Below are 13,071 nucleotides of genomic sequence, written 5' to 3'. Positions count from 1 at the left end.
ATTTCTATACCCACTATTTACGTAGTAACTTTTTCTGAAATTTGAAATAACGCAAAGTACCATAAATAGCAAGCCCTACACCGGCTAGTAAAAACAATAGGGAAAGCACTGTAAATAGTACTGACACATAAAATTTAAAAATAAAGGCACTTATCCCTAACAAAGCCAGAGCTGCCCGATAGTATGACATCAGCGTTCTCTCATTGGCCATTTGAGTCCTTATGCGTGCAAAATAATGCCTGTGATCCCTCATCTTTTTAAAGGTAACAACCTAATCTGACTTTATGATTCGTGAAAAATTGCTCTTCGAGAATCACATTTAATCAAACTCTGTTGAAAATTTGCTGTTAAATTATTTTATTATACTTCATTCAACTTAATAACCTATATAAACGCCTATATGTTCACTCAGATTTCTGACGCATCTAAAATAGTAGTAAGTAAACTGGAAGGTTGGTTAGACCAGCTAATCATTATGCTACCGAACTTGGTTATAGCCATTTTGGTAGTAGTCTCATTTTATTTATTATCAAAACTAATTGATCGCCTGCTTAGGAAAATCCTGCATAGATTGATGCAAAATGAGTCAGTGGTAAAGCTCATTTTATCTATTACTTCCTTTTTAATAGTAATGATTGGTTTTACCGTTGCCTTAGGTGTGCTTAAGCTGGATAAAACGGTCACTTCCATGCTAGCGGGTATAGGAGTGATAGGCTTAGCTTTGGGTTTCGCATTTCAGGATGCCGCCGCTAATCTGATATCAGGAGTGATTATGGCAGTACAGAGCCCTATTAACGTAGGTGATATTATTGAGTCTAATGATATCTTTGGCACAGTTAAAAGCATTGGCCTGCGAGCCACCACCATATATGATCCTCAAGGGCAGGATGTGGTAATTCCCAATCGCCTTATATTTCAAAACCTATACAGGCACTACACTATCAACGGACAGCGAAGGGTTGATTTAAGTTGTGGTATATCTTACGGTGATGACCTGGACAAAGTGGAGCGCATAAGTATAGAAGCCATTAAAAAAATAACATTCTTACAAGTAGGTAGAGATGTGGAGTTTTTCTATAAAGAATTTGGTGACAGCTCCATCAATTTTGTGATCAGGTATTGGGTAGACTTCCGTAGGCAACCGGACTATTTAAAAGCTCAGAGTGAAGGCATCAAAAATCTTAAAAAGGCCTTTGATCAAAATGATATTACCATACCGTTCCCTATCAGGACATTAGATTTTGGTATAAAAGGAGGAGAAAAGCTCTCTGAGGTAATGAACAAAGGATAAGCCTTTCTCCTATATATTTTACTTTTTCAGGTATCTGCTAAAATCCTTAAAGTTAAGTGGGTTAGAAGCTATACCGATCTGAAAAACATCCAGCGTGTGTCTAAAATTCACATTATAATAATCTTGCCCGTGGTAGTATTTGGCAAAAAATGACACTTCAGCCAACCACTCAGGATAGTAGAAATAAGTTACCTCTGTAATCAACCTTTTGGAGATATCTGCCGGTGAGTTGCCACCCATATTACCGAAAATCCAGCCGGCATGCATCCTGAAACGGGATCGGGAGAAGAAATTATCTTTACGCTTACCAAAAGGTATTCTGTAAATGTTATACGTACCAAAAAGGCGATAAACACCATATAGCTCATTGATTTCTGGCAAATACCACTTAGTAGGATAAAACCTAAAAGCTAATTTTAAGTTGCTTATAAAATCAATATCATCTCTTTTACGATTTTTAAACGTAGAAATACCTGCTTCCAAATATTCTACTGAAAAATTACCCGCCTTCAAGTCTATCTGATCAGTAGCATTACCAAGGCTATCTTCTTTATAAAAAGGATCGTTTTGCCCATTAGAATGGTGCCCTGCGGAGACCTCCCAATAAGCATGATCAAAAAGCACCTTACTCAGGAACGAGTTATCCCACTTAGGCATTTCTCTATAATAGGTAAACACAGGGTTATAAGAAGGCGTATAAATGGGAAACGAATAATCATCATGAATTCTTAAGGTAAGATTGAGGTTAAGCTCCAATGCCCAGTTTCTAGCACTTTTCTTTAAAAAATAGCTACCAGAAAACCTGGCTTCTGTAATTAATGGATCTAAGTTACCTAACCCTTGAAAAAAGGTAAGATAGGTAAGCTTTCTATCGGCATAGATTAGTGGTAAAAATACGGTTTCTTCCTCCTGCTCGGTAGTATCAGAAATAATAGGCTCTTGCCCTCTGGCAATGAGTGAACATGCCAGCAGAGCCATTAATAAAAGTTTTTTCATTATACGTTTTCCTCGTTCTTATTCTTTTTAAGAGATAGTGATAATATGATAAGTCCTAATATGGCCGCCAGAAATGAAGCAATGAGAATTGATATCTTAGCCACATCTATAACCTCACCATCTTCAAACGCCAGGTTGGTAATAAATAAAGACATAGTAAACCCAATACCAGCCAGCATAGCTGTACCAGCCAAGGCGCCCCAGTTAGATCCTTTAGGCAATTGACCTAAGCCTAGCTTTATCGCCAGCCAGGAGAAAAAGAATACTCCAACTAATTTACCTAGCACCAAACCAATCATAATACCATGACCGGTATCACTGGTAAATACATCTGTCCAGCCCGGCTCAAAAGCCACCCCGGCATTAGACAAGGCAAACAATGGTATAATAAAAAAGGCATTAAAACCACTCAGACTATTCTCTAAACGCAGCAACGGCGAGCGGGTAGCAATGGTGTAATCTCTGATCTCATGAACTATATCTAGTTGTTTTTTATCTTTAAGGGCACTTTTATGATCCAGGTCAGTATTCGTAAGCTCATCAAGCTTCTCCTCAGTTTTCTTTTTAAAAGTCTTAGTGCCCATCTTCACTTTTACTGGTATGGCCAACGCCAGCAGCACCCCTGCTATGGTAGCATGCACACCACTCATGAGAAATGCTACCCAAAGCACCACTCCTAAAATAAGGTAGATAGCTATATTTCTAACTCCTAAATAGTTAAGCGCAAAAAGCACCACCATTACTCCACCACCTATACCCAGGCTTATCCATGATATATCAGAACTATAAAAAAGAGCGATTACCAGTATAGCCCCAATATCATCTACAATAGCCAAAGCGGTAAGGAAAATCTTCAGCGCCGGAGGCACCCGCTTACCTAGTAGAGCAATAATTCCTAATGTATAGGCTATGTCAGTAGCCATAGGCACACCCCAGCCGTTACTATGCTCACCGCCAGCATTAAAAAACACATAAATTAAAGCAGGTACAGCCATTCCACCTAAGGCTGCCATTACCGGCACGGTAGCATTCTTTAAATCTGCCAGCTCCCCTACTAAAAACTCCCGTTTCAACTCAAGCCCTACTACAAAGAAAAAGATCACCATAAGTCCGTCATTAATCCAATGATGCAGTGATCTATTGATGCCAAATTCCTGACTGGCTATTACATATTTTTCTTCCCAAAAATGTTCGTAAGCTTCCGCCCATGAACTATTCATAATCGCCACGGCCACTAGCGTAGCGAGTATTAGCAAAAGCCCTCCTACGGTTTCTCTATCAGCAAAATTTTTAGCCGTAGATTTCACATAATCCACAGGGGTAGTACCCACATGTTCTTTCATATTATATCCTTAGTTATTTTTAGTTAGAGGTCTTTTTCCAGATAGAGAACATCAAGTATAAGCCGGCTGCCACTGTGAGTAGCACCACCACCATAATACCTATTTTAAATCCGCTTAATTTTGACGTATAGCTTTTACTTTCCTCTATCTCTTGCTCAGTTGGCTCCTGATTTAAATTGGCCTCATGTTTTTCAATTTCTGCTCCTCCAGCGGCTCCGCTATTCACTCCAGATACACGATTAGGTGCCGAGGACTCATTTTTTATATAAGCCAAAATGTCCAGAATATCTTCTTCTGATAAGTACCTGAAGTCAGGCATTACCGTATTATTATAACTTTTATACAAGAACTGCGCGTATTCATCTCCCTGGCCTATCACAGTTTGTGAACTTTCTATAAAATCAAAAAGCCAAGGTAGTGGCCTTCTATCGGTAACACTACTTAATGACGGACCTGTTTTCTGCCTACTAAATTCATGGCATTCGGCACACTGATCGCTAAAAAGCTTTTGCCCATGTACTACAGCTTCTTTATCTGTAGGTATGGTAGCATCAGTCTGTGCTTTGTAATAGTTTATAGTTTCTGGCACTTCTGACTTTTGTGCTTGTAGATTTATATTAAAAGCCAATAATGTTAATATCAATATAGCTATCCGGTTCATCTCCTCTTCAGTTTAGTTATTCATTTAATAAGCATTATGAATAAATTTTATGCCATCTCACGCATGTCACTCAGAGGCAATATTGGTCGCTCATCACATATTTAAGGTGTGAATAATAGTACACTTTACGTGTATATGCTTACCCATAAAATTCTGAATAAAGCCTCCCAACATCAATTAACAACTGGTTTACTATTTGAACATGATAGTAATTAACATCACTGAAAAAAACATATATGAGCTTGAAGATTTCGGATACTGAAGATTTCACAGTGGGGATAAAACACCTCATCAATCAAGAGCTGACTACGTCTTACGAGGCTATTGAGAAAATGACGCCTGACACCAGGCATGACGTGATACACAGCTCACGAAAATCTTTCAAAAAAATCAGAGCCATACTCCGACTAATAAGGGAAAAAACAGGGAAGCAAGAGTACAAAAAGCAAAATACACTCTATCGTGACCTTGGACGCCAGGTCTCTGACTTGCGTGATTCTACTTCTATTATTGAAGTACTTCAAGAATTGAGGACAAAACATGCCAAGGAACTGGAGCCCAATGCCTTTGAGCAACCGCTGGATTCTCTTCAATACTATAGAAGGCAAGCCACAAAAAAGCAGCTCGATATAGAAGACCGCCTCGGCACCATTAAAAGTACGCTACATGATCAGCTTAAAGCTTCCGAAGATTGGATTCCTGAAATTGAATCTTTTGCTGATCTGGCTCCTAACCTAAGACGCGTTTATAAACGAGGTAAAGAAGGATTGGCCAAGTCAATAGAAAGTAAATCGCCACAGGATTTTCATGAATGGAGAAAAAGATCTAAATACCTCAGGTATGAAATGGAAATTCTCAGGAGGATATGGCCCAAGCCCATGAAAGCACTGGCAAAGGAGCTGCACACCATTTCAGACTATTTGGGAACTGACCATGATCTATACGTGCTTACAGAAAAAATTAATAACTCAGATGTTCAATTTAAGAGCAATACAGAAAAAAGTATTTTAATAGCACTTATAGAACACCAAAGACAACAGTTGCAGGAATACGCCATATTGAAGGGTAAAAAATTCTACAGTTTTCATAGCAATCATTTTATAGAATTTCTTGAAAATGCCTGGAACCTGCATCAAAAGCGGAAGAAAAAGGATAGTCTGCTCAAACAAGCGGTTTTAATTCATTAATATGAATTTCATGAAAATCACCGCACTCTAATGGTATGATTTTCGTTTATATAATAGTAGAATTAAATAGAGATAACTTTAAAATGCTAAGACTATGATAATCGACATTAGAAATCACTTCAAAAAAATACCTCAAACCTCTAAGTATTTCTCTACAAAAGAGATTGAAGAAAGAGTAGATAAGGTTTTAAGTTATATGAAAATGGAAATAGCTGCCAGAAAAGTAGCATTAAAACAGTCCAAGTAAGAGATTATAATCTCTTATTTGGACTTTTAATTTCAATGAGTAAAAGAAGTGCTATTAATTATAAATTACTCTTTAGGAAATTAATTACTCCCCCCATTAACAACACCTCTTGCTGTCTGGAACTGATATTATAAGTCAGTTCTATTTCTTTGTTTTTAGTCTCATTTTTGGCTACAACCGGCTTGTTGTTTTTAATAGCCTCTCTCAACCCTTCTATTACTATCACATCATTCTCCTCTATACCCTCATAATCATCAGGATTTTTAAATTCGAAAGGCACTATACCAAAGTTAATCAGGTTTTGCCAGCCTATTCTAGCATAGCTTTTAGCTATAACCGCCTTCTGCCCTAAAAACCTGGGAGCAAGAGCCGCATGTTCTCTGCTAGAGCCCTGAGCATAATTTTCTCCACCTATCACAATATGTCCTTCAAATTCTTCTTTAGCCTTAATAGACTTTTCATGAAACTGCTTATCCACTACATGATAGGCATATTTACTAATCTCTGGAATATTACTTCTGAGAGGTAATACTTCAATACCTGCTTTTAATATCTCATCAGTAGAAATATTATCACCCATTTTAAGAATTACAGGCACACGTACTTCTCCTTCCAAGCCAGGAAACTCTGGAATTGATTTTATATTAGGGCCTTTAGTCAGTTCCACTTCTTCTCCTTCTTTAGCAGGAGATATAAGCATTTGGGTATTCACTATAACCTCTTTCGGCTCCTGGTATTTAGGGTACTTCATAGAATACTCCTGCGCCAAATCACGCGGGTCAGTTATCTTGCCAGTAAGTGCGGCGGCGGCGGCTGTTTCAGGACTACAAAGGTACACCTGATCATCATCAGTACCGGAACGGCCGGGGGAAATTTCTAGGCATAGTCCGCAAGCTGATTTTACCCGATGCAGGCGCCTGCCCCATACCTATACAGCCCATACAACCGGTCTGGTGAAATCTTGCTCCTGACTGCACCAGGTTAGCCAATGAGCCTTTGGCTGTCAGGTTTTGAATCACTTGTCTGGTAGATGGATTGATATCTAAAGAAAGCTCAGGGTTAACTTCTTTATCTTTAATAATTTCACTCACTACCCAAAAATCACGCAGGCCAGGATTAGCTGAGCTACCTATTACTACCTGAGATACTGGCTTACCAGCCACTTCACTCACTGGCACTACTTTACCAGGGCTACTTGGGCAAGCTATTAAAGGCACTAATTCTGAAAGGTTAATTTCTTCATCAGCATCATAAGTAGCACCTTCATCCGCCTTGAGTTCTTGCCATTCATCGCCTCTACCCTCTGATTCCATAAAGAATTTAGTTCTTTCGTCTGAAGGAAATACCGTGGCAGTGGCTCCCAGCTCAGTACCCATGTTGGCTATCACATGCCTATCCCAGGCACTGAGTTCTTTCACGCCTGGTCCATAATATTCAAGTATAAAATTTCGTCCTCCTTTTACATCATAACGCCTGAGCATTTCCAGCACCACATCTTTAGCACTTACCCATTCAGGTAAGCTACCCGTAAGCTTTATGCCCATGATCTTTGGCATCTTCACATAATAGGGTTTGCCTGCTGCTGCCAGGGCTACGTCTAACCCACCAGTACCTATGGCCAGCATTCCCAGGCCTCCACCGGCGCAAGTATGGCTATCAGAACCCAGAAGGCTCTTGCCAGGCACGCCAAAGCGCTCCATATGCACTGCATGGCTTATTCCATTGCCAGGCCTGCTGTACCAATAGCCAAATTTTTTAGCTGCCGATTGAAGAAAGAGGTGGTCATCGGCATTTTTAAAGTCAGTTTGTAACAGGTTATGATCTACATACTGCACGGCCACTTCGGCCTGAGTATCTCCTAAGCCTATGGCCTCCAGCTCCAGCATAACCAGGGTGCCAGTTGCATCCTGCTGAAGTACGTGATCTATTCTTAAGCCTATTTCCTGACCGGGAGTCATTTCACCGCTCAAAAGGTGGGATTTTATCAGCTTCTGCGCTGCGCTAAGAGGTTGGTCCATAATTTATAGTAGTTTAGATTCATTACTACTATAAAAGCAAACAGGCTGAAAAATTGTTTTCAGCCTGCTCCATTAATATAAGGTTTTATATATTTTTTTGCTACATCACTTTTTCGATAACTCCGCATGCTACCCTTTTACCAGCAGCTCCTGAAGGCTGAGATTCGAAATCATCAGCTCCACCATGTATGATAAGTGCTTTGCCTACTATGTTGGTACTGTCAGCACCGCCAATAGTCCAGCCGGTAATAGTCATAGTAAGTACTCCTGTACTATCCTCTCCTACTTCCATATTATCTATATCACCAGCATGAAACTGCATATCTACTGGTCTATTTCCATGCTTTACATCAGTAGGGTTCCAGTGGCCACCAGCTGATTTAGCATCTGCCGCACTACAGTCTCCCTTCTCGTGTAAATGTACTGCATGCTCTCCGGGTACTGCATGGTTAACCGTAAGTTTGAAAGTTACAAGGCCTTCACCCAGATCAGTAAAGGTGGCTTCACCATTCAATTTACTATCGCTGGCAGGGTTTATTACTGCTTTAGCTTGCATCATTACCTTTTCTGGTGCCGAGGTTGATGTGCTTTCTTCTGCTACATCAGTAGAGTCATCATCGTTAGCCTCTTCTCCACTTTTGGAAGGCCCGCATGATACAAAAACAGCAGATCCTAAAAGAATTGCAAATGCATATTTTGTAATTTTCATAGCTAGTTTGGTTGGTTAAACAATTTAAATTATCTGGTATGTAATTTCACATATAGTAGAGAAACTTCTACGTTAATCTACTATTTGTTCGTAGGCATCAGAATGTTCAATCACGTGCTTTACAAAAGGACATGTAGGCTTTACTATCATATCTCTTTCCTTAGCATAATCCAAGGCCGCCTCTACCAAATGCTTGCCCACACCTAACCCCTGAGATGCCTCAGGAACGTGCGTAGATATATAATCAAGATGTTTTTCATCTATCTGATCATAGTTAAGCACAGCAGTACCGCCCTTTACTTTTATGTAGAATAAGTGATTGATAATATCGTGTTGAACATTAAGATTATTCATAACAGATTTTATTTAGTGACTAATTTCTCACCTTTATAGTGCAAATCATAGTCCATCTGGCTAGCTTTTATTACTTCATAGGCTTTTTCTTTGCCATAAATTTCAGCAATTTCAGTTTGGTGATCTTCTTCACCTGGCATTTGCTTATAAGTAAGGAAGTAATGTTTCAGTCTATTGATCAAAGAATCAGGACAATCTTCTAAAGAATGCCAATCTTGGAATACCTCATCTCCTTTAAGGATAGCAATGATTTTATCATCAGCCTCTCCTCCGTCTATCATACGGAAACCACCGATAGGTATAGCAGGCACAAGAATATTTCCTTGAATTATATTTCTTTCTGTAAGCACACAAATATCTAATGGGTCACCATCACCGATAATATTTTCTTTATTAGTGGCTCCCATACATAAAGAAGCTACCTGCTCTGCACAATACGTTTGAGGCACAAAACCGTATAACGCAGGAACAATGTTTGAGAATTTTTGAGGTCTGTCTACTTTTAAAAAGCCAGATGCTTTATCTATTTCATATTTAACAGAATCAGCAGGAGTCATTTCTATAAAAGCGTTTAAGACTTCTGGGGCCTGCGTACCAGCAGAGATACCATGCCATGGATGAGACATGTAAGGTTTAATACTATCGGACATATTTGCCATTTTTTAAAATTTAAGATTCTAACGTAATGTATTTTTGATTGTTTAGTCTAAATGGGTTAAATTATTACAATAATAATCTTTAGCTCACTTATCGGAAAAAAAAGTGTTTAAACGATAAATATTTTTATTGCCTCAAGTGAGTTTATTTTTTATAAGATTTGTTGGTTAGTTTAGCGACACAATTTGCAATTTAAACTACAGTATAAATATAGAGGAATGAAAATAAAACTAGTATTCATAATTTTTTGCATGGTTGGTTACAGTGTATCAGCTCAAACCCTTGATGATCAGTTTGCGAACCTAAAAGAAAACTCTGGAACATACAAAAGTTATAAAGTAATAGAACAAACGGAATTAGCCGATTTTTGGAAAGTAGTCCAGGATTCTGTGAGTCAATCTAAGCAAAAATTATCAGAAGCGAATACTCAAATCACTAACCAGCAGAGCGAAATCTCGAAACTAAAAACCACCATTACGGAAAAGGATGAAGCCATTGGTGCTAAAGATTATTTAGCCACACATATAGAAGCGCTAGGCATAGACATAGAAAAAGAAAGCTTTAAAATCATAACCTACACAATTATAATTGCGTTATTAGTAGCTCTTGGCATTATTATTTACAAGTATAAAGACAATAATAAGGTGGCCAAAAAGAAAACTGGAGACTATGACAGACTCCACGAAGAGTTTGAAGAATACAAACGAAATGCGCTGGAAAAACAAATGAAACTGCGCAGAGACCTTCAGACAGAGCGAAATAAATTAGACGATATTAGAAGTAACTAACTCTAGATGAAAAAAAGCTTATTTACCCTCACCCTGTTATTTTTTATAGCAGGGTTTTGTAATGCCCAAAATCAGCCAGTGCCTGATTATGTTACTCAGCAGCAATTTCCTGACAGCGTGCGTCAAATGCAGCTCACAACCACTGCAGGAGCTAAAATCACTTTTGAAGAGATAATAAAGAAGCACGAAGGCAAGAAAGTATTTTTAGACTTCTGGGCCAGCTGGTGTAAAGATTGTTTAGCTGGCATGCCTGACCTTAAAGAGCTGATGGGCAAAACAGATGATAATGTAGAATATGTATTCCTTTCTCTTGACCGAGAAGAAGATAAATGGCTAGCCGCTCTTGATAAATACGAGTTAGTGGGTGATCATTATTGGTTAAACCAAGGTTGGAAAAACGAACTGACTAATTACATTAATTTAGACTGGATTCCCAGATACGTTATTCTGGATGAAGAAGGTAATGTAATAATGCCAAAAGCCATTAAAGCTAAAGATAAGCAGGTAGAGGCTATTTTACTGAAATAAAAATTAAAGAAAGCATTTTCTAGCAGGCCGCTTAAAGGAGTTTTAACCCACTCTTTTAAGCGGCCTTTTTTATTTAAACTCCTTATTCAGAACCAAAATTATATTCATACCTCAACCACACCGCTTATATAACTTATAATCTGACTTTTGTTCCGCAGCTTTATTATAAGCATTTTTGTTTACCCCTGTAACTACGCACTACTTTATTACTATTCATTTTCTAATTAACGAAAACTCTAATTATGAAGAAAATTTACTTATTGATAGCTCTTTTTTGCTTCAATATGCTAGCTTTTGCACAAGAAAAGTCAACGTATGATTACCACGAAGCCTTCTCACCTTCCTTTTATACTACAGGAGGTAACCTCTTCAGGAGTGCCGATGGCCGACCCGGAGCTGAATACTGGCAAAACAGTGCTGATTATAATATAGATGCCAAATTTGATCCTGCCACGCAAAGGCTAAGTGGAATAGTAACTATAGACTATACTAATGAAAGTCCTAATTCACTAGATCAGCTTTGGCTGCAGCTGGTACATAATGGCAATAAAAAGGATAGCCGGGGTGCCGCCATGCGAGGTTCTTTTGCAGAGGATGACGGCAGCAATGGCTTCACTATCAAAAAAGTAGAGATTCAACAAGGCACCAGCTGGGAAGAAGCAGACTTCCGAGTAATAGGAACACGCATGCACATCAGGCTAAAAGATGCAACCAAAGCTCAGGGTGGTAATATTAAAATAAGAATTGATTATGATTTTTTACTGGCCGAAAGAGGCAGATCCGGTTATATGGATTCAGAAAATGGTCAGATATTCGAAGTAGCCTACTGGTATCCTAGAATGTGTGTGTATGATGACCTCAGAGGTTGGAACACCTTACCGTTCCTTGGTAGTGGCGAGTTTTACCTGGACTATGGAGATATTGACTATACCGTGGCATTGCCAGAAGGTTACTTAATGGCTGGCTCAGGCGAGCTTATGAACCCAGAAGAAACGCTTACCAAGTCTGAACTTAAGCAATATGAAAAAGCCAAAACCTCTGACGAGACTGTAATGATCAGATCTGAGAAAGACCTGAAAAAATCGGCTACTCAAAAAGGTAAAGACGGCTGGGTAACCTGGCATTACACCATGAAAAATACACGCGATGTGGCCTGGGCTGCTTCTAAAGCTTTTATGTGGGATGCCGTTCGAGCCAACCTGCCTGATGGACAAACTTCTTTAGCCATGAGCTACTACCCAGTAGAGAGCGCTGGTGATAAAGCCTGGGGCAGAGCATCAGAATTTCTGAAAAGATCATTAGAAATCTTCTCTGAAAAATGGTTTGTGTACCCCTACCCTGCCGCCATTAATGTGGGTGGCCCTGTAGGTGGAATGGAATACCCCGGAATAACCTTTGATAGCTATAAAGCCACCGAATACACTCTCTTCTTACTTGTATCTCATGAAATAGGCCACAACTGGTTCCCTATGATAGTGGGCACTAACGAAAGAAGAGATGCCTGGATGGATGAAGGGTTTAACACTTTTATAGATATCTATGCGCATGAAGACTATAACAATGGTGAATTCTCTCCTAAAAGAGATGGAGAATATGCACCCGGCGGCGGCAACCCTACTGATGAAATTATACCAATCATCACTAAAGAAGGAGCTCAACCTGTAATGAGCAAGGCAGATGCACTCACTAGAGCCGATGTACACCCTTTAGAATACTTCAAATCTGCTTATGGGCTGGTACTCCTGAGAGAGGTGATCCTTACGCATGATCAGTTCGATTACGCCTTCCAAAAGTATACTCATGAATGGGCTTACAAGCACCCCTCTCCTGAGGACTTCTTTAGAATAATGAACAGCTATACTGGCGAAGAACTCAACTGGCTCTGGAAAGGCTGGTTCATAGAAAACTGGAAGTTAGATCAAGAGCTGATAAAAGTAGATAACTCTAAAGAGCAAAAGGAGATTACCATCAAAAACAATGAAAAAATGCCTATGCCTGTTTTATTAAAGGTAACATTGGCTGGTGGTGAAGTAAAGAACTACCACTTACCTGTAGAGGTATGGATGCAGGGAGATACCTACGTATTCAAAGAGGAGTATGGCAAAAACATCATAAAAGTAGAATTAGATGCTGAAAAGCAGCTGCCAGATGTAAACAGAGACAATAACACCTGGAGCGCCAAGTAAAGCAACACTCCTATAACTAACTCTACACTAGCCCTTTAACAAACCTGGATTATTTGTTAAAGGGCTTTTTTCATGCTATCATCCTGCACCTTATTCCTTTTCCACT

At 39.2% G+C, this 13,071-nt stretch carries 15 protein-coding genes; 6 read left to right on the top strand and 9 right to left on the bottom strand.

Annotated features, from left to right (window positions below):
• Positions 1-13: 13 nt before the first annotated feature.
• Positions 14-211: a DUF202 domain-containing protein gene (locus LVD15_RS27305; RefSeq protein WP_370687425.1), complete on the bottom strand. Its 198-nt coding sequence runs from the start codon at positions 209-211 to the stop codon at positions 14-16.
• A 189-nt stretch (positions 212-400) separates the two neighbouring features.
• Here LVD15_RS27305 and LVD15_RS17150 point away from each other — a divergent pair, with 189 nt between their 5' ends.
• The gene (locus tag LVD15_RS17150; protein ID WP_233776448.1) at positions 401-1,291 is read left to right on the top strand and encodes a mechanosensitive ion channel family protein; all 891 of its coding nucleotides are present in this window, start codon (positions 401-403) and stop codon (positions 1,289-1,291) included.
• Positions 1,292-1,309: 18 nt separating this feature from the next.
• Here LVD15_RS17150 and LVD15_RS17145 read toward each other — a convergent pair whose 3' ends face one another.
• Genes LVD15_RS17145 through LVD15_RS17135 form a run of 3 tightly spaced genes read right to left on the bottom strand, consistent with a single transcriptional unit; the run spans position 1,310 to position 4,291 of the window.
• Positions 1,310-2,287: a hypothetical protein gene (locus tag LVD15_RS17145; protein WP_233776447.1), complete on the bottom strand. Its 978-nt coding sequence runs from the start codon at positions 2,285-2,287 to the stop codon at positions 1,310-1,312.
• Positions 2,287-3,630, bottom strand: a complete 1,344-nt coding sequence (nhaA, locus tag LVD15_RS17140) for a Na+/H+ antiporter NhaA (RefSeq protein WP_233776446.1) — start codon at positions 3,628-3,630, stop codon at positions 2,287-2,289. The genes LVD15_RS17145 and nhaA overlap by 1 nt, the downstream gene beginning before the upstream one ends.
• 19 nt (positions 3,631-3,649) lie before the next feature.
• A complete protein-coding gene (locus LVD15_RS17135; RefSeq protein WP_233776445.1) occupies positions 3,650-4,291 on the bottom strand; it encodes a c-type cytochrome in 642 nt (213 codons plus the stop codon).
• A gap of 242 nt (positions 4,292-4,533) precedes the next feature.
• On the opposite strand from LVD15_RS17135, the gene LVD15_RS17130 reads away from it, so the two are divergent.
• Positions 4,534-5,478, top strand: coding sequence for a CHAD domain-containing protein (locus LVD15_RS17130; protein WP_233776444.1), 945 nt, complete (start codon positions 4,534-4,536; stop codon positions 5,476-5,478).
• Positions 5,479-5,572: 94 nt separating this feature from the next.
• The gene (locus LVD15_RS17125; RefSeq protein ID WP_233776443.1) at positions 5,573-5,725 is read left to right on the top strand and encodes a hypothetical protein; all 153 of its coding nucleotides are present in this window, start codon (positions 5,573-5,575) and stop codon (positions 5,723-5,725) included.
• Between the two features lie 58 nt (positions 5,726-5,783).
• On the opposite strand, the gene LVD15_RS17120 is transcribed toward LVD15_RS17125, so the two are convergent.
• The 5 genes from LVD15_RS17120 to LVD15_RS17100 form a co-directional block, all read right to left on the bottom strand.
• Complete coding sequence (locus LVD15_RS17120; RefSeq protein ID WP_233776442.1) at positions 5,784-6,563, bottom strand: hypothetical protein; 780 nt, start codon at positions 6,561-6,563, stop codon at positions 5,784-5,786.
• A gap of 10 nt (positions 6,564-6,573) precedes the next feature.
• Positions 6,574-7,743 (bottom strand): aconitase family protein, encoded by a 1,170-nt coding sequence (locus LVD15_RS17115; RefSeq protein ID WP_233776441.1) that lies wholly within the window; start codon positions 7,741-7,743, stop codon positions 6,574-6,576.
• A gap of 100 nt (positions 7,744-7,843) precedes the next feature.
• Positions 7,844-8,452: a superoxide dismutase family protein gene (locus tag LVD15_RS17110; protein WP_233776440.1), complete on the bottom strand. Its 609-nt coding sequence runs from the start codon at positions 8,450-8,452 to the stop codon at positions 7,844-7,846.
• 72 nt (positions 8,453-8,524) lie between these two features.
• Positions 8,525-8,806, bottom strand: coding sequence for a GNAT family N-acetyltransferase (locus LVD15_RS17105; RefSeq protein ID WP_233776439.1), 282 nt, complete (start codon positions 8,804-8,806; stop codon positions 8,525-8,527).
• 8 nt (positions 8,807-8,814) lie between these two features.
• Complete coding sequence (locus LVD15_RS17100) at positions 8,815-9,456, bottom strand: inorganic pyrophosphatase (RefSeq protein ID WP_233776438.1); 642 nt, start codon at positions 9,454-9,456, stop codon at positions 8,815-8,817.
• A 225-nt stretch (positions 9,457-9,681) separates the two neighbouring features.
• On the opposite strand from LVD15_RS17100, the gene LVD15_RS17095 reads away from it, so the two are divergent.
• The 3 genes from LVD15_RS17095 (at position 9,682) to LVD15_RS17085 (ending at position 12,965) form a co-directional block, all read left to right on the top strand.
• Positions 9,682-10,251, top strand: coding sequence for a hypothetical protein (locus LVD15_RS17095; RefSeq protein ID WP_233776437.1), 570 nt, complete (start codon positions 9,682-9,684; stop codon positions 10,249-10,251).
• Positions 10,252-10,257: 6 nt separating this feature from the next.
• Complete coding sequence (locus tag LVD15_RS17090) at positions 10,258-10,779, top strand: TlpA family protein disulfide reductase (protein WP_233776436.1); 522 nt, start codon at positions 10,258-10,260, stop codon at positions 10,777-10,779.
• 242 nt (positions 10,780-11,021) lie between these two features.
• Positions 11,022-12,965, top strand: coding sequence for a M1 family metallopeptidase (locus LVD15_RS17085; protein ID WP_233776435.1), 1,944 nt, complete (start codon positions 11,022-11,024; stop codon positions 12,963-12,965).
• The last annotated feature ends 106 nt before the right edge of the window (positions 12,966-13,071 follow it).

The organism is Fulvivirga maritima (assembly GCF_021389955.1).
In the GTDB taxonomy this organism is placed as follows: Bacteria; Bacteroidota; Bacteroidia; order Cytophagales; family Cyclobacteriaceae; genus Fulvivirga; species Fulvivirga maritima.
Note: the sequence above shows the minus strand (reverse complement) of the source record. Positions and strands in the feature narration are given on the sequence as shown.